Below are 16,300 nucleotides of genomic sequence, written 5' to 3' on the forward strand. Positions count from 1 at the left end.
GGGAGTGGGGCAGGCGATTCGCCCCCATCTGGCGCGTCTGGCGCATCAGGTGCGGCTCTCCGATATCGTCGACCCAGGGGTGGCCGCCGCCCACGAGGAGATCGTCACCTGCGAGCTGGCGGATGCCGAGGCAGGCGGAGCTGGTCGCGGGCTGCGATGGGGTGATCCACCTCGGCGGCATCTCGGTGGAGAAGCCGTGGGCCGAGATCCTCCCGGCCAATATCATCGGCGTCTACAACCTTTATGAAGCGGTGCGACGCCACGGCCGGCCGCGGGTGGTCTTCGCCAGCTCCAACCACACCATCGGCTTCTATCCGCGCACCACGCGGCTCGACAGCCAGGTACCGCACCGGCCCGACTCGCTCTACGGCGTCTCCAAGTGTTTCGGTGAGGATCTCGCCAGCCTCTATCACGACAAGTTCGGCATCGAGACGCTCAGCCTGCGCATCGGCTCCTGTTTCCCCCAGCCCAAGGATACCCGCATGCTGGCGACCTGGCTCGGGGTGGAGGACCTCGTCGATCTGCTGGCACGTGCCTTCGCCGCGCCGCAACTGGGGCACACCGTGGTCTATGGGGCGTCCGACAACGCCGAGCAGTGGTGGGACAATCGCCATGCGCAGTTCCTCGGCTGGCGCCCGCGCCAGAGTTCCGCACCCTGGCGCGAGGCGGTCGAGGCCGCCGACGGCCGGCTCGACCCGGATGATCCGGCGGTGCGCTTCCAGGGTGGCAAGTTCGTCGCCCTTGGTCACCCCGACGAGGGGTGAATGACGTCCACCACCTGCGAGCTGGTATGCTAGCGCCAATCGACGGTCAAGGTGCGGCCGCGCCAGCGGCCCGCAGGGTAGTGACACGGCACGACGATATCCGGCACAGCATAGGTAGAAGAAACGATGGAGCAGACCCAGGCCTTCAGCGTGCAGCGCATCTCGATGCAGGAGAGCCTGTCGCGCCAGATCGCGCGCCAGCTCGAAGCCCTGATCACCGAGGGCAAGATTCCGGTGGGCGACAAGCTGCCCACCGAGAGCCAGCTGTGCGACATGTTCGGGGTCAGCCGTACCGCGGTGCGCGAGGCGATCGCCCATCTCAAGTCGATGGGGCTGGTGGAGACTCGCCGCGGCATCGGTACCCGGGTGCTGCGCTCGGCGCCGGCCAGCGCCTTCCCGGCGCGGCGCATCAGTGCCACGACCGTGGAGGACATTCTCCACGTGCTCGAACTGCGCTTGGTGCTGGATTCCCAGGCCGCGGCGCTGGCCGCCGAGCGGCGCAGTGATGCCGACATCGAGGCGCTGACCCGCGCTCATGAGGCGCTGGTTGCCGCCAGCCGTGAAGGTGGCCAGGCACGTCAAGAGGATTATCACTTCCATCGCGCCATCGTCGAAGCCAGCCACAATCCGTTCTTTGTCGCCCTCTACGATCAACTGCACGAAGGGGCCATTCCGCGGACCAAGCTGGTGGCGGTGGAACTCGACCCGGCGGCCATGACCCACTACCTCGAGCGTGTGGCGCGTGAGCATGCCGACGTGCTCGCGGCCATCGTGGCGGGGCAGCCTCAAGCGGCGCGCGACGCCATGCTGCGACATCTCCAGCGCGCGTACGACAACTATGCCGCCTATCAGGATATTCCTCGCGGCTGACCTCGCTGCTGCGCCTGCCCTCGGCGTTTCCGGCGTGGGCCTAGACGAGCCCCAGCCACTTCAGCACGATCAACCCCAGACTCAGGCTGAACATCGAGCCGAAGGTGGTGATCACGATGATATTGGCGGCCAGCTTGTCGTTGGCCTTGAACGCCTTGGCCATGACGAAAGAGGCCGCTGCGCCGGGACTGCCCAAGAACAGGAACAGGATACCCAGGGCCGGGCCGCGGATGCCCAGTGCCAGGGCGCCGAGAACGCCCAGCAGCGGTCCCACATCAGTTTCCACAGGCTGGCGTCCAGGGCGATGGTGGTGCTGCTGCGCTTGAACGCGTGATCGAGAGCGTGCCACCGATGCAGCGATCAGGCCCAGCGGCAGCGACCATCGAGCCCAGATAGCCGCCGGAGGTGAGTAGCCAGGCGGGGAGATCGAGCCCCAGCAGTGCCACCGGGATCGCCAGCACCACGCTCAGGATCAGCGGATTCTTGGCCAGGTTGCGCGCCAGTGAGCGCAGGTCGGTGGGCACATCCTCGCTGTAGACCGAGAGCACGATCACCGAGACCACGTTGTAGACTACGATCACCGCGCCGGCCAGAATGCCCCCCACGGATAGCCCATAGTCACCATACTGGCTGGCCGCCAGGGCCAGACCGACGATGCCGTTATTGGCGCGGCAGGCGCCCTGGGTGAAGATCCCGCGCTCGACGTAGGGGTGACGCCAGATCGCCCAGAGCCAGGCGAGGAAGAAGCTCGCCAGGGTGAAGCCGACGAAGTAGAGGATCAGCCGCGGCTGCAGGGCGCTGTCGAGATCGGCCTGGATGATGCTGAGGAACAGCAGCGTCGGCATGGTCACCCGAAACACCAGCGACGAGGCGGTGTTGATGAAGGCGGCATCGATCCAGCCCAGGCGCTTGAGCCCCAGGCCGAGGAATACCATCAGAAAGACCGGCAGAGTGATCTCGAGGGTATGGGTGAATGCCGCGAGCAGGCCCATGCGTCACTCTCCGCCGCGAACCAGCCAGAAGCCAACCACCAGGGCGGCGAGGAGGACGGCCCAGAACAGCCGGTTTCTCAGACGAGTGTCGCGGTGGGAACCTTTGCGGGACACGGTACAATCCTTCTATGGAGCGCGAGCGCTCAGTTGACATGAGCGCCCGTGTGGACAATGAACGTACGAACGTCGGCGCGTCGCGGCGCGTGGAGAAAACGCCCGGAGAGCGCCCGCCAGGGTGCCATTCCGATGCCGGTGGCCGTTCGACGAAAAGGCGTCAGTTTACGGGAATTCGACGATCGATGCTGCCTCACCCCCTGGTTTTCGCGCACGCCAATGGCTTTACCGGCGCCAGCTATCGCACTCTGCTGGCGCCGCTGGATGAGCGCTTCGAGCTGCACGTCCTCGAGCGCCTGGCCCACCACCCCGACTTTCCGGTCGACCGCAACTGGCGCTCGCTGTGCGATGAGTATCTCGATGCGGTGCGCGCAGTAGGGCGGCCGGTGATCGCAGTGGGCCATTCGATGGGCGGGGTGCTCTCGATCATGGGCGCCTGCCGCGCGCCCGAGCACTTCCGGGCGGTGGTTGCGCTCGACCCGCCGCTGCTGATCGGACGCGATGCCTTGTTGCTCAAGCTGGCCAAACTGACCGGATTCATCGACCGTATCACTCCGGCCGGCAAGACACTCAAGCGCCCGAGCGCTGGCCGAGCCGCGAGGCAATGCGTCATTCGCTGCGTCAGCACGCGCTGTTCAAGGGGTTCACCGAGGCGGCGCTGGCCGACTACGTCAGCGGTGCCACTCAGCTCGATGAGCAAGGGGCGACCCGCCGCTGTTCGCACCGCGTCATGAAGCTGCAGTGTTTCGGCATCTGCCCGATCACCTCTCCGGTGTGCTCAAGCATCTCACGGTGCCACTCACGGTGATCGCCGGTGAGGCCTCGACCCTGCTCACCCAGGCGCGGCGGCGCCAGCTTGCGCGTGCGGGTGTGGCGCTGGATTGTGTGCCCGGCGGGCATATGTTTCCGTTCGAGCATCCCGAGGCGACCCGGGCGGCGCTGCTCGCCACGCTCGATCGAATGCTGGAGAGCGCGGCATGCCATTGAGCGATAGAACGAGCGAGAGAGCCATCGAGACGACGCTCGGTGAGACCGGGCTGGCGGCGCAGGTGTGGGGCGCGGTCGACGCTCCGGTATGGCTGGCGCTGCACGGCTGGCTCGATAACGCCGCGACCTTCTCACGCCTGGCGCCGCTGCTGGTCGAGGCGTTGGGTATCCGGGTGGTAGCGCTGGATCTGCCCGGCCACGGCCGCTCGCCGCACCGCGGTGAAGGCGGCGACTACTCGCCTTGGGGCTATCTGCCCGAGCTGGTCGAGGTGGTCGAGATGCTGGGGCCGGCGCCGCTGACGCTGCTCGGCCACTCCATGGGGGCCGGGGTGTCCAGCCTGCTCGCCGCTGCGCTGCCGGAGCGGGTGGCCCGGCTGGTGTTGATCGATGGCTTTGCCCCGCTGACCACCACGCCGCAACAAGCGCCGGAGCAGCTGCGCCAAGGGCTGCGGGCGCGCCGGCGGCCACCGCGCGGCCAGCGCGGATATCCGACCCTGGAAGCGGCGCTCGACGCCCGAATCAACGGCGGCCGCACGCGGCTGGATGCCGATACCGCGCGGCCGATCGTCGAGCGTGCGCTGCGCCGGGGAGAGGATGGCCAGTTCTACTGGCGCAGCGACCGGCGCCTGGTCTGGCCTTCGCTGCTGCGTCTGAGTCCCGAGCAGATGCTGGCGATGCTCGATGAGATCACCGCACCGACCCTGCTGATCCAGGCCACCGCCGGGGTTCTCGGCGAGCGTACGCTGCTGGCCGAGAGCTGCCAACGCGTGCGCCGGCTGCAGCGACGGGTGCTGAGTGGTGGCCATCATCTACACCTGGAGCGTACACGGGTGGCGCAGGTGGCGGCGGAGATCGTACGCTTTGCGCGGCTGGACGAGGTATCGGCGCCGCAGTGGCGCTCGGCATAGAGCAGCGATTAGAACGGCAGGGCAGCGGTCAGAACGCCAGAAGAGTGATCAGGAAGGCAGGGCGCAGGCGGGCATCCGCAGCGAGCGCTGCCAGCATAGAAACAGACGTATAGGCGACAGCCAGGAGAGGCGGACGATGAAACCACGCGTGTCACTGGTGCTGGGCAGCGGCGGTTGCCCGCGGTTACGCCCACATCGGCGTGATCGAAGAGCTCGAGGCGCGCGGCTACGAGATCGTCTCGATCTCCGGCTGTTCGATGGGCGCGCTGATCGGCGGCATTCACGCCGCCGGCCAGCTCGAGGGCTACCGCGACTGGGTGTGTCAGCTCGACTACTTCGATGTGCTGCGGCTGGTCGATATCACCTGGAGCGCGATGGGCGCGATGCGTGCCGGCAAGGTGATGACCAAGCTGAAGTCGCTGGTCGGCGATATCCAGATCGAAGCGCTGCCGCTGCCGTTCACCGCAGTGGCCACCGACCTGACCCGCCAGCGCGAGGTGTGGTTCCAGAGCGGCTCGCTGCTGCGCGCGATCCGGGCCTCCATCGCCGTGCCCGGGATCATCACGCCGGTGCAGGAGCACGGCCAGGTGCTTGTCGACGGCGGACTGCTCAATCCTCTGCCGATCATTCCACGGTATCGGTAGCGGCGGACATCGTGCTCGCGGTCAACGCCACCGCGCAGACCCCGCGGCCGATCAGTCTGGAAGCGATGCTGCCGGCGGAGCGTGCCGCCGAGGAGCAGCAGCGCGAGCGCGAGCGCGAGGCCGCAGGCAAGAGCTTCAGCGGCTGGCTGGGGGGCGTGCGCAACCGTGTCCAGGGCATGATCTCCTCCTTCAGCGACGAGGAGGAGAGCGCCGGCGACACCTGGTCGAGCCAGACCGAGCGCGCCTGGAGCAAGCTCGACATGATGTTGGCGTCATTCGATATCACCCAGGCGGCCCTGGCCAAGTACAAGATCGCCGGCTATCCGCCGGACGTGCTGTCGAGGTGCCCAAGAGCGTTTGCGGGGCCTATGAATTTCACCGCGCGGAGGCGCTGATCGAACTCGGCCGCTATCTCGCCGCCCAGGCGCTGGATCGCCATGAGGCGCAGCGCGATCAGACCCGGGCCAGCGGCGAGCCGGTCAATGCGCGCCGTCATCCGCTCACCAGCGGTGGCTCGCGCACGGAGATGCCGTTGCCGCTGTCGTCGCCCAAGCGTCAGGAGTGAGTGCCAGGAGTGAGAGCGAGGAGCGAGGGCTAGACCTGAAACACTGGGAGTGAACGCCGTGGGGCTTACGCCGGCTCGCCGCCGCGGGTGCGCAGCAGCACATAGAGCGCGCCGGTGCCGCCGTCGATCTCGCTGGCGGAGCAGAAGGCGAGCACCCGCGACCAGTTCCTGAGCCAGGTGTTGACGTGGCTCTTGATTACCGGATAGGCGGCGCCGCCGGCGCTGGTGCCGCGCGCCTTGCCGTGGACCACCAGCACGCAGCGCAGGCGGTTGGCGATGGCGTCGTCGATGAACGACTCCAGCTCCAGGCGCGCCTCGTCGAGGGTATAGCCGTGCAGATCGAGCCCGCCCTCCCACGGAATGCGTCCGCGCTTGAGCTGGGCGAAGGTGCGCGGCGGCAGGTCGGGAATCGCGAAGGCCAGCGACTGATGCGGGGTGACCGCCTCGACGCCGCCATCGGAGAGGCTGGAGAGCGCCTGCGGCGGCGCCTGTTCGGCGGCCTCACGGCGTGCCGTAGCGTTGAGCGCGTGCCGGCGGCGGCGTCCGGTATCGGCGCGATTGAGCTCGAGCTTCTTCACGCCGGCCGCCTCCAGCGCCTGACGAAAGGCGCCGAGATCGGCGTCGTCACCACCTGACGGATCGTCGCCGGAAATCTGCGTCATGCCGCTCTGCCTCTGTTTGCTGTCTCGGTCGATGCCGGCCGGGTGTGCCATCGGCCCGCGCCTGGCGCGCCCGCGCCGCGGGCGCAAGGGTAAAGGATTGTCGCCGCGGACGCATGCCCGGCTGTGAAGCGTCGACCCTTGCGGGTACAATCGTCGTCCGTTTTTCAGCCATTTGCGAGCCCGACCCATGTCCAGCCCGGCGACCACCCTGACGCTCACCGATCACGCCCTCGCCAGCGAGCTGATCAGCGTTCGCGACTGCCTGCGCTGGGCCACCAGTGAGTTTCTCGCCCACCGCCTGCACTTTGGCCACGGCACCGACAGCGCCTGGGACGAAGCGGTGGCGCTGGTGCTCGGGGCGCTCCACCTGCCGTGGGATGCCGACCCGGCGGTGCTCGACGCGCGGCTGCTCGGCGTCGAGCGTGCCCGGATCGTGGGCCTGGCGCGGCAGCGCATCGAAACCCGGCGACCGCTGCCCTACCTGCTGGGGAGGCGTTCTTCGCCGGCTATCCGTTCGAGGTCGACGAGCGTGTGCTGATTCCACGCTCGCCGATCGCCGAGCTGATCGAGGCGGGCTTCGCGCCCTGGTTCGAGGCCACGCCGCCGGTGCGGGTGCTCGACCTGTGCACCGGCTCCGGCTGCATCGGTATCGCCACCGCGCTGACCCTGCCCACCTGTGCGGTGGATCTGGTCGATATCAGCCCCGAGGCGCTGGCGGTGGCCAAGGCCAATATCGTGCGTCACGACGTCGGTCGCCGGGTGCGTGCGGTGGCCTCCGACCTGTTCGATGCGTCGCCGGGCAGACCTACGACCTGATCGTGAGCAACCCGCCGTATGTCGACAGCCGTGACCTGGCGGCGATGCCGGCGGAGTACCGCCACGAGCCGGACCTGGCGCTGGGCGCGGGTAGTGATGGGCTCGATATCGTGCGTCGCATCCTGCGCGAGGCGCGTGGCTATCTCAGCGATGACGGCATCCTGGTGGTCGAGGTCGGCAACTCCCAGCGTCACCTCGAGGCCGCCTTCCCCGAGGTGCCGTTCTTGTGGCTCGACTTCGAGCGGCGGCGAGGGCGTCTTCGTGCTCGACGCCGAGACCTCGACGCCCACGCGGCCCAGTTCGCCGCCGCCTGACCGCTTCGCTTTCGCTCCCTTTTCTCCGAGGAACCCGCATGTCCGGCAACACCTTCGGCAAACTGTTCACCGTCACCACCTTTGGGGAGAGTCACGGCCCGGCGCTGGGCGCCATCGTCGATGGCTGCCCGCCGGGGCTCGCGCTCAGCGAGGCGGATCTGCAGCGCGATCTCGACCGTCGGCGCCCGGGCTCGTCGCGCCATACCACCCAGCGCCGCGAACCGGACCAGGTGAAGATCCTCTCCGGGGTGTTTGAGGGGCGCACCACCGGCACCCCGATCGGGCTGGCGATCGAGAACCCGACCAGCGCTCCAAGGACTACTCCAAGATCCAGGCGCAGTTCCGCCCCGCGCATGCCGACTACACCTATCACCACAAGTACGGCATTCGCGACTACCGCGGCGGCGGCCGTTCCAGCGCGCGTGAGACCGCGATGCGCGTCGCTGCCGGGGCCATCGCCAAGGCCTGGTTGGCGCAGCAGGGCGTGCGCGTGCGCGGCTACATGAGCCAGCTCGGCCCCATCGAGATCGATTTCAAAAGCTGGGACGGGGGATCGACACAACCCGTTCTTCTGCCCCGATCCGGACAATGCCCGAGCTCGAGGCCTACATGGATCAGTTGCGTCGCGACCAGGACAGCGTCGGCGCCAAGATCACGGTGATTGCCGAGGGCGTGCCGGTGGGGCTGGGTGAGCCGGTCTTCGACCGCCTGGATGCCGACCTGGCCCATGCCCTGATGGGCTCAATGCGGTCAAGGGGGTCGAGATCGGTGACGGTTTCGGCGTGGTTGCCAGTCGCGGCAGCGAGCACCGTGACGAGATGACTCCGGAGGGGTTTCTCTCCAATCACGCCGGCGGCGTGCTCGGCGGTATCTCTACCGGCCAGCCGCTGTGGCGCATCTGGCGCTCAAGCCGACCTCCAGCATCACTCAGCCCGGGCGCTCGATCGATGTCGACGGTGCGCCGGTGGAGGTGATCACCAAGGGGCGTCACGATCCTTGCGTGGGGATTCGCGCCACGCCGATCGCCGAGGCGATGATGGCGCTGACGCTGATGGATCACTGGCTGCGCCACCGCGGTCAAAATGCCGATGTGCGGGTAGGTACCCCGCGTCTGGGCCAGCGCTAGACTCGGCAAAGGCCTCGACCCTGGCGGCGATCATTCGTCGCCAGGGGGCTCGCCACGGCCTGCCTTGCGCCCCTCGGCTGCGTCACCGCCATTCTCGTAGCCTCCATTCCCACCATTTCCGTTGTCACTTTCCTGGTGCGTGGCGTGTGTCTCTGCGCTGCCCTTGTTCGCGCCGCCTTGGCTCTCCTCCTGTGCCTGCTGCTGGCGCTCCTTGACCTTGCGCTGACGGAGCTGTTGGGGTAGCCGTAGGTGGCGCCGCGAATGGTCTCGTCGCTCTCCAGGCTCGAGCCCAGGGCGCCGGCCACGGTCGCCACAGAGGTCGCCAGCCACGCCAGCGCAGGGAAGTTCCACCAGCCGATGGAGGACTCCACCGTGGCTTCGAGCAGACTGGCGGGGACGAACAGGATCACCGCCACCAGAAACAGCGCGAAGAGAATGGCGTAGTAGCAGCCCACCCCCAGCAACAGGGTCATCAGCGTGGTCAGGTTGTAGAGCCGGGTCAGGCGCGGCGAGCCGGTATAGCGCTGCGGTTCCCACAGGCCGTGATCGAGAATCAGCCAGATCACCATGGCGGCGATCGCGGCGATCATCAGCAGCACGAAGCGATAGCCTTCGTAGGCCGCGCTGAGGCGCCACAGGGTGGGGAAGATCAGACCGTAGGCGCCGGTGGCGAAGGCCACCGCGACGATGCGCCGGAAGGCGGGTAGAATGGTCCACGGGCGATTGGCGCGCACCATCCCCGCCAGCAGGCGCAGATGGCCGCGTACAGGAGCGGCGGAGACGAAGCGCACATCGACCACCGGCTGACGCCCGCCGCTCTGGCTGTCGCTGTCGTCGTCACCGCGGCTGTCGTCACCATCACCATCGCCATCGCCGGCAGGGCGGCTGGCATCTGACGCTCAGGCGCCGTATCGCACGTCTCAGCGAACGCTGCCTGACTCCTTGCCTCGCGCTCCTCGCGACGTTTTCTCCCGTCTTGCTCACCGCTATCTCATCGTCCTCGTGTTCCTGGCGCTCGTCCGGGGTGATCCGGCGGATCGGCGTCAGCCACTCGGCGAGACGTGAGCCCATCAACTGGCGCGCGCTGGCGTTGCGGATACCGTGGGCGCGGCGCGTCCGGCGGTTACGGTCGACATGCGCCTGCTGGCGCTCGCGGTCGCCGGGGTCGCTGCCGTGGTGCATCTCGTTGATCAGGTGCAGCGTGGCCTCGCGCAGCCGGTCGTGCAGCGGCGAGGGCCCAGTGCCGGCTGCGAGATCACTGCCACGCCGCATGCTTCGCTGGCCTCGGCCACGGTCAGGCGGCCGTCGCGGAACAGTGGCAGATCGGTGATGCACAGCACGTAATCCAGCCGTACTCGCGTTTGAGGCGGGCAGCCTGCTGGATGAGCTCGGCACCGGTGCCGTCGGCACCGATCAACGGGTCGGTGACGCACTCGACCCGCCAGGCGTGGCGGGTCGTCGGTGTAGCGCGCGAGCAGCGCCGGCAGCTCCTCGGCGAGCCCGGCGGCGATACGCTCGGGCAGCTCCGGGGGCTGGAATCAGACCCAAGCGCTGTGGCGGGCGGCTGGAGTCGCACCCGCTCGTGCCGTTCATCACGGCTTTCCTGCTCCGGCTCGCGCACGCCGCTGCGGGCGCGGATGACGCTGACGCGGCCATGTCGGGTGCTCCTCGTGTCTCGCTCGGTCCGCTGAAGCTTAGGTGTGATCGGGCGTCTCGGCGAGGTCGGGGCGCGCCGCCTCGAGCTGGGCGAGCATGGCGCGGCCGGCTTGGAGAGGGTGCGCTCGCGATGCACCAGATAGCCCAGGCGGCGCACCAGCGGCGGGTTTCGACGGCCAGCACCGTCACTCGGCGTCGATCATGCTCTCCGGCAGCACGCTCCAACCCAGGCCGATGCCGGCCATCATCTTGAGCGTCTCCAGATAGTTGGTGGAGAGCGCCACGCTGATCGTCAAGCCGGCGCGGGAGAAGGCGTCGACCACGATGTCACGGGTGAAGGTGAGCGGGCCGGGCAGCACCGCCGGATGGCGGGCCAGCTCGCCGAGCGACACACGACTGGCCCGGCCAGCGGGTGCTCGGGGGCGGCGACGAAGCGCAGGTGGTCGGTCCATACCGGTACCGACTCCACCTGCGGGTTGGGCCGCGGTGCCAGGGTCACCACCGCCAGTTCGATCGCCCCCGAGACCACGCTCTGGTAGGCCTGCTCGGAGTCGAGAAAGCGCAGATCGAGGTCGACCCCCGGATAGCGCGGGTGTAGGCCTTGAGCACCGGGGGCAGGCGGTGCAGGCCGACATGGTGGCTGGTGGCCAGGGTCGACTGCCGGCGACCTGCCCGCTGAGGTCGTGCAGCTGGCGCCGGCTCTCCTCGACCAGCTGCAGAATCCGGCGCGCCTGCGGCAGCAGCAGGCGGCCGGCCTCAGTGAGGCTGACGCGACGGTTGATGCGGTCGAACAGCTTGGCGTCGGTCTGCGCCTCGAGTGCGGCGATGCGCTTGCTGATCGCCGGTTGGGTCAGGTGCAGGCGCTCGCCGGCCAGCGAGAAGGAGGCGGTGTCGGCAACGGCGATGAAGGCCTGCAGGCTCTGGGTGTCCATGGGGTGGCCCTCGCGGTGCGGCTGATGGATGCATCTATTCTGGTGTGGAATTCAAAGCATAATCAAGATGAATTGATTTTATGCATGGCCCGGGCGTATCTTGGCTCTCCCAACCCCGAGCGGCCCGTGGCCGGGTCACTCGCGGCATACCGATAGCGTCGCGCAACCGCGTCGAGACGGGCGACGGAGGAGATCGAGACATGGCAGGCCAAACGCTCTACGACAAGCTGTGGGCGCAGCATCTGGTGACCAGCCGCGACGACGGCTCGGCGTTGATCTATATCGACCGCCATCTGCTGCACGAAGTCACCTCGCCGCAGGCGTTCGAGGGGCTGCGTCTGGCCGGGCGCAAGCCGTGGCGCCGTGACGCCAACCTGGCCACGCCGGACCACAATGTGCCGACCACGACCAAGGAGCGCAGCGCTGGCAACGCGGGGATCGTCGATGACGTCTCGCGCATTCAGGTCGAGACCCTGGATGCCAACTGCGAGAGCTTCGATATCGAAGAGTTCCGCATCAATGACGAGCGTCAGGGCATCGTTCACGTGGTGGGGCCGGAGCAGGGCGCCACGCTGCCCGGCATGACCGTGGTCTGCGGCGACTCGCACACCGCCACCCACGGCGCCTTCGCCGCACTCTCCCACGGTATCGGCACCTCCGAGGTCGAGCACGTGCTCGCCACCCAGTGCCTGATCGCGCAGAAGATGAAGGACATGCAGGTGCGCGTCGAGGGCCAACTGGGGCTCGGCGTCACCGCCAAGGATATCGTGCTGGCGATCATCGGCCGTATCGGCACCGCCGGCGGCACCGGCTACGCCATCGAGTTCGCCGGGAGTGCGATTCGCGAGCTGTCGATGGAAGGCCGCATGACCATCTGCAACATGGCGATCGAGGCCGGCGCTCGGGTCGGCCTGGTGGCGGTGGACGACACACCATCGAGTACCTGCGCGGGCGCCCCTTCGCCCCCAGCGCTGAGCAGTGGCCGGCGGCGGTCGCGGCCTGGCGTGAGCTGGTCTCCGATGCTGACGCCCACTTCGACAAGGTGGTCGAGCTCGACGCCGCGGCCATCGAGCCGCAGGTGACCTGGGGCACCAGCCCGGAGATGGTGGTCAACGTCTCCGCCGAGGTGCCCGACCCGGCCACCGCCGACGACGAGACGGTGGCGCGCGGCATGCAGCGTGCGCTCGAGTACATGGGGCTCGAAGCGGGACAGAAGATCACCGATATCCGCCTCGACAAGGTGTTCATCGGCTCCTGTACCAATTCGCGGATCGAAGACCTGCGCGAAGCGGCCAAGGTGGCCAAGGGGCGCAAGGTCGCCGACAGCATCCAGCTCGCCATGGTGGTGCCGGGTTCCGGCCTGGTGAAGCGCCTGGCCGAGGCCGAGGGGCTCGACAAGATCTTCATCGAGGCCGGCTTCGAGTGGCGCGAGCCGGGCTGCTCCATGTGTCTGGCGATGAATGCCGACAAGCTGGGCGCCGGCGAGCGCTGCGCCTCGACCTCGAACCGCAACTTCGAGGGGCGCCAGGGCTACGGCGGGCGCACCCATCTGGTGAGTCCGGCGATGGCTGCCGCCGCCGCCATCGAAGGGCACTTCGTCGACGTGCGCGACTACGACCCGGGCAGCGCGCGGGATCGTGACGACGCGCTCAGCGCCTGAGATCCGGCCCCATTCACGAGGAGTGACGACGATGAAGAAATTCGAACACCTGCAGGGATTGGTGGCGCCGCTCGATCGGGTCAATGTCGACACCGACCTGATCATTCCCAAGCAGTTCCTGAAATCGATCAAGCGCACCGGCTTTGGCCCCAATCTGTTCGACGAGCTGCGCTATCTCGACGAGGGCTATCCGGGCCAGGATGCCTCCAGCCGTCCGCTTAACCCCGATTTCGTCCTCAACCAGTCGCGCTACCGCGCGCCCAGGTACTGCTGGCGCGGCGCAACTTCGGTGCGGCAGCTCGCGTGAGCACGCGCCCTGGGCCCTGGACGACTTCGGCTTCCGCGTGGTGATCGCGCCCAGCTTCGCCGATATCTTCTACAACAACTCGTTCAAGAACGGCATCCTGCTGATCACCCTCGACGAGGAGACCGTCGAGCGCCTGTTCCAGGAGACCGAGGCGACCGAAGGCTACCGTCTCGATGTCGATCTCGAGCGCCAGCAGCTGACCACGCCGAGCGGCGAGACGATCGCCTTCGAGGTCGACCCGTTCCGCAAGCACTGCCTGCTGGAAGGGCTCGACGACATCGGCCTGACGCTTGCGCAGTCGGGGTCGATCCGCGACTTCGAACAGCGCCATCGCCAGGCGCAGCCGTGGCTGTTCCGCGACGCTTGAGTCGCTGACACCCGTATCGACACCGCTCTCCAGGCGGGTTTTCAAGGATTACGCATGAGCAAGAAGATTCTGGTATTGCCCGGTGACGGTATCGGGCCGGAAATCACCGCCGAAGCGGTCAAGGTGCTCGACGCCTGCCGTGCCGCCGGGCTCGACGCCGAGCTCGAACAGGGATTGGTCGGTGGCGCGGGTTACGACGCCGAAGGGCATCCGCTGCCCGAGTCGACCCTGGCCAAGGCCAAGGCCGCCGACGCCATTCTGCTGGGCGCTGTCGGTGGGCCCAAGTGGGATACGCTGGAGGATCTCACCAAGCGCCCCGAGAAGGGCCTGCTGGGGCTGCGCAAGCACCTCAATCTGTTCGCCAACCTGCGTCCGGCGCTGCTCTACCCGCAGCTCGCCGAGGCCTCGACGCTGAAGCCGGAAGTGGTTTCCGGGCTCGACATCATGATCGTGCGCGAGCTGACCGGGGGGATCTACTTCGGCCAGCCGCGGGGCATCGAGACGCGTGACGGCGAGCGCGTGGGCTACAACACCTACGTCTACTCGGAGTCGGAGATCGAGCGCATCGGCCGGGTCGCCTTCGAGATGGCGCAGAAGCGCGGTGGCAAGCTCTGTTCGGTGGACAAGGCCAACGTGCTCGAAGTCACCATCCTCTGGCGCGAAGTGATGAACCGGCTGGCGCCCGAGTATCCCGACGTCGAACTGTCGCACATGTACGTCGACAACGCCGCCATGCAACTGGTGCGCGCGCCCAAGCAGTTCGACGTGGTGGTCACCGGTAACATGTTCGGCGACATTCTCTCCGACGCCGCGGCGATGCTCACAGGCTCCATCGGCATGCTGCCCTCGGCGTCGCTCAACGAGCGCCAGCAGGGCATGTACGAGCCGTGTCACGGCAGCGCGCCGGACATCGCCGGTCAAGGGTTGGCCAATCCGCTGGCGACGATTCTGTCGGTGGCGATGATGCTGCGCTACTCGCTCGGTGAGAGCGCGCTGGCCGAGCGCATCGAGCGCGCGGTGGGGCAGGTGCTGGACGCCGGTCTGCGCACCGCGGACATCGCCTATCCCGGTACCCGCCAGGTCTCCACCGCGGAGATGGGCGATGCCGTGGTGGCCGCGTTCGCCAACGCCTGATTCCGTCTCGCCAGGGCCCGCGCGGACGCAACGTCGTCGCCTTCACGCGCTTGGCGCCTGGCGGGCTGCTAGACTGAGACTCTTTCGAGGGGGCCGTGACGCGTGCGTCACGGCAGACGTTCATGGAAGCGGAGCCGTGCCGGCCGGGAGATAATTGCCGTGGTCCGGGTGTGGCTCCCTCCGTCTTCGGGGTAACCAATCTATGTTGAAAGTCGGATTCGTCGGCTGGCGCGGTATGGTCGGTTCCGTGCTGATGCAGCGCATGCTGGATGACAACGATTTCGCCGGTCTCGAGCCGGTGTTCTTCTCCACCTCCCAGACCGGGCAGCCGGGGCCGGACATCGGCATGGACGTGCCGGCACTCAAGGACGCCAACGATATCGCCGAACTTAAGGCGATGGATGTGATCGTGACCTGCCAGGGCGGTGACTACACCACTGCCGTCTACCAGCCGCTGCGCGAAGCGGGCTGGAAGGGCTACTGGATCGACGCCGCCAGCACCCTGCGCATGGCCGACGACTCGGTCATCGTGCTCGATCCGGTCAACCGCCACGTGATCGACGCCCAACTGGCCAAGGGCACTCGCACCTTCGTCGGTGGCAACTGCACCGTCAGCCTGATGCTGATGGGACTGGGCGGGCTGTTCGAGGCCAATATGGTCGAGTGGATGACCTCCATGACCTATCAGGCGGCCTCCGGCTCCGGCGCCAAGCACATGCGTGAGCTGCTGGCCCAGATGGGAGCGCTCAACGGTGCCGTGGCCCAGGAGCTGGCGACGCCCTCCAGCGCGATTTTGGATATCGACCGCGAGGTCACCGCGACCCTGCGCAGCAGCGCTTTCCCCACCGACAACTTCGGCGCGCCGCTCGCCGGCAGCCTGCTGCCGTGGATCGACAAGGCGATGGAGAACGGGCAGAGCAAGGAAGAGTGGAAAGGCGGCGTGGAGACCAACAAGATCCTCGCCACCGGCAGCCAGCCGATCCCGATCGACGGCCTCTGTGTGCGTATCGGCGCCATGCGCTCGCACAGCCAGGCGTTCACCATCAAGCTGCGCCAGGACGTGCCGCTCGACGAGATCGAAGACCGTCTGGCCAAGCACAACGAGTGGGTCAAGGTCGTGCCCAATGACAAGGATCAGACCATCGAGCAGCTCACGCCGGCGGCGATCAGCGGCACGCTGAGCATCCCGGTGGGGCGGCTGCGCAAGCTCGCCATGGGCGGTGAGTATCTGACCGCCTTCAGCGTCGGTGACCAGCTGCTGTGGGGGGCTGCCGAGCCGCTCAAGCGCATGCTGCGAGTCGTGCGCGAACACGCCTGAACCGATGGGCTGACCGGTGTCAGCCGCCCCGAGAGCCCCGTCGGCGCCCGCGCCGGCGGGGCTCTTGCGTTCGGGTGCATAACGGCTTGGGGCGGGGCTTTGCTGTTTTCGCGTAACGCAATGTTAAAGATTGTGTGGCGCCGGCCGATCATGCATGCGAACAC

At 67.7% G+C, this 16,300-nt stretch carries 12 protein-coding genes and 7 pseudogenes; 12 read left to right on the plus strand and 7 right to left on the minus strand.

Annotated features, from left to right (window positions below; all coding sequences use genetic code 11):
* Positions 1-122 precede the first annotated feature (122 nt).
* Together CN538_RS14875 and CN538_RS14880 are read left to right on the plus strand one after the other, a co-directional pair.
* On the plus strand, positions 123-764 hold the full coding sequence (locus tag CN538_RS14875; protein WP_340638125.1) for an NAD-dependent epimerase/dehydratase family protein: 642 nt from the start codon (positions 123-125) through the stop codon (positions 762-764).
* A gap of 126 nt (positions 765-890) precedes the next feature.
* Positions 891-1,634, plus strand: a complete 744-nt coding sequence (locus CN538_RS14880) for a FadR/GntR family transcriptional regulator (protein WP_106419945.1) — start codon at positions 891-893, stop codon at positions 1,632-1,634.
* A gap of 40 nt (positions 1,635-1,674) precedes the next feature.
* Here the strand turns inward: CN538_RS14880 and CN538_RS25360 are convergent, their stop codons facing one another.
* Both CN538_RS25360 and CN538_RS14885 read right to left on the minus strand, forming a co-directional pair.
* Positions 1,675-1,908 (minus strand): AEC family transporter, encoded by a 234-nt coding sequence (locus CN538_RS25360; protein ID WP_340638126.1) that lies wholly within the window; start codon positions 1,906-1,908, stop codon positions 1,675-1,677.
* A 1-nt stretch (position 1,909) separates the two neighbouring features.
* Positions 1,910-2,626, minus strand: a complete 717-nt coding sequence (locus tag CN538_RS14885) for an AEC family transporter (protein ID WP_340638127.1) — start codon at positions 2,624-2,626, stop codon at positions 1,910-1,912.
* Between the two features lie 299 nt (positions 2,627-2,925).
* On the opposite strand from CN538_RS14885, the gene CN538_RS14890 reads away from it, so the two are divergent.
* From CN538_RS14890 to CN538_RS14900, 4 genes and pseudogenes are all read left to right on the plus strand, one after another.
* Positions 2,926-3,474 (plus strand): alpha/beta fold hydrolase, encoded by a 549-nt coding sequence (locus CN538_RS14890; RefSeq protein WP_340638128.1) that lies wholly within the window; start codon positions 2,926-2,928, stop codon positions 3,472-3,474.
* 7 nt (positions 3,475-3,481) lie between these two features.
* Complete coding sequence (locus CN538_RS25365) at positions 3,482-3,727, plus strand: alpha/beta fold hydrolase (RefSeq protein WP_340638129.1); 246 nt, start codon at positions 3,482-3,484, stop codon at positions 3,725-3,727.
* The gene (locus tag CN538_RS14895; protein ID WP_106419946.1) at positions 3,718-4,635 is read left to right on the plus strand and encodes an alpha/beta fold hydrolase; all 918 of its coding nucleotides are present in this window, start codon (positions 3,718-3,720) and stop codon (positions 4,633-4,635) included. The genes CN538_RS25365 and CN538_RS14895 overlap by 10 nt, the downstream gene beginning before the upstream one ends.
* 136 nt (positions 4,636-4,771) lie before the next feature.
* Positions 4,772-5,844 (plus strand): annotated as a pseudogene (locus CN538_RS14900) (patatin-like phospholipase family protein).
* Between the two features lie 65 nt (positions 5,845-5,909).
* On the opposite strand, the gene CN538_RS14905 reads toward CN538_RS14900, so the two are convergent.
* Positions 5,910-6,506, minus strand: a complete 597-nt coding sequence (locus tag CN538_RS14905) for a Smr/MutS family protein (protein ID WP_106420668.1) — start codon at positions 6,504-6,506, stop codon at positions 5,910-5,912.
* A gap of 187 nt (positions 6,507-6,693) precedes the next feature.
* Here CN538_RS14905 and prmB point away from each other — a divergent pair.
* Positions 6,694-7,636, plus strand: a pseudogene (prmB, locus tag CN538_RS14910) (50S ribosomal protein L3 N(5)-glutamine methyltransferase).
* Positions 7,637-7,674: 38 nt separating this feature from the next.
* Positions 7,675-8,762: pseudogene (aroC, locus tag CN538_RS14915) on the plus strand (chorismate synthase).
* Here aroC and CN538_RS14920 read toward each other — a convergent pair.
* The 4 genes and pseudogenes from CN538_RS14920 to CN538_RS25380 all read right to left on the minus strand — a co-directional run.
* Positions 8,759-9,562: a hypothetical protein gene (locus CN538_RS14920; protein ID WP_106419947.1), complete on the minus strand. Its 804-nt coding sequence runs from the start codon at positions 9,560-9,562 to the stop codon at positions 8,759-8,761. The pseudogene aroC and the gene CN538_RS14920 sit on opposite strands and share 4 nt — an antisense overlap.
* A gap of 58 nt (positions 9,563-9,620) precedes the next feature.
* A complete protein-coding gene (locus CN538_RS14925; RefSeq protein WP_106419948.1) occupies positions 9,621-10,034 on the minus strand; it encodes a hypothetical protein in 414 nt (137 codons plus the stop codon).
* Between the two features lie 569 nt (positions 10,035-10,603).
* Positions 10,604-11,178, minus strand: a pseudogene (locus CN538_RS25375) (LysR family transcriptional regulator substrate-binding protein).
* Positions 11,179-11,224: 46 nt separating this feature from the next.
* Positions 11,225-11,350: pseudogene (locus CN538_RS25380) on the minus strand (LysR family transcriptional regulator); the annotation flags it as partial.
* Between the two features lie 200 nt (positions 11,351-11,550).
* Here CN538_RS25380 and leuC point away from each other — a divergent pair.
* The 4 genes and pseudogenes from leuC (at position 11,551) to asd (ending at position 16,136) form a co-directional block, all read left to right on the plus strand.
* Positions 11,551-13,010: pseudogene (leuC, locus tag CN538_RS14935) on the plus strand (3-isopropylmalate dehydratase large subunit).
* A gap of 31 nt (positions 13,011-13,041) precedes the next feature.
* Positions 13,042-13,684 (plus strand): annotated as a pseudogene (gene leuD / locus CN538_RS14940) (3-isopropylmalate dehydratase small subunit).
* Positions 13,685-13,738: 54 nt separating this feature from the next.
* A complete protein-coding gene (leuB, locus tag CN538_RS14945) occupies positions 13,739-14,818 on the plus strand; it encodes a 3-isopropylmalate dehydrogenase (protein ID WP_106419949.1) in 1,080 nt (359 codons plus the stop codon).
* A gap of 202 nt (positions 14,819-15,020) precedes the next feature.
* Positions 15,021-16,136: an aspartate-semialdehyde dehydrogenase gene (asd, locus tag CN538_RS14950; protein WP_106419950.1), complete on the plus strand. Its 1,116-nt coding sequence runs from the start codon at positions 15,021-15,023 to the stop codon at positions 16,134-16,136.
* Positions 16,137-16,300: the final 164 nt, after the last annotated feature.

The organism is Salinicola tamaricis (assembly GCF_003006155.1).
Classification (GTDB): Bacteria; Pseudomonadota; Gammaproteobacteria; order Pseudomonadales; family Halomonadaceae; genus Salinicola; species Salinicola tamaricis.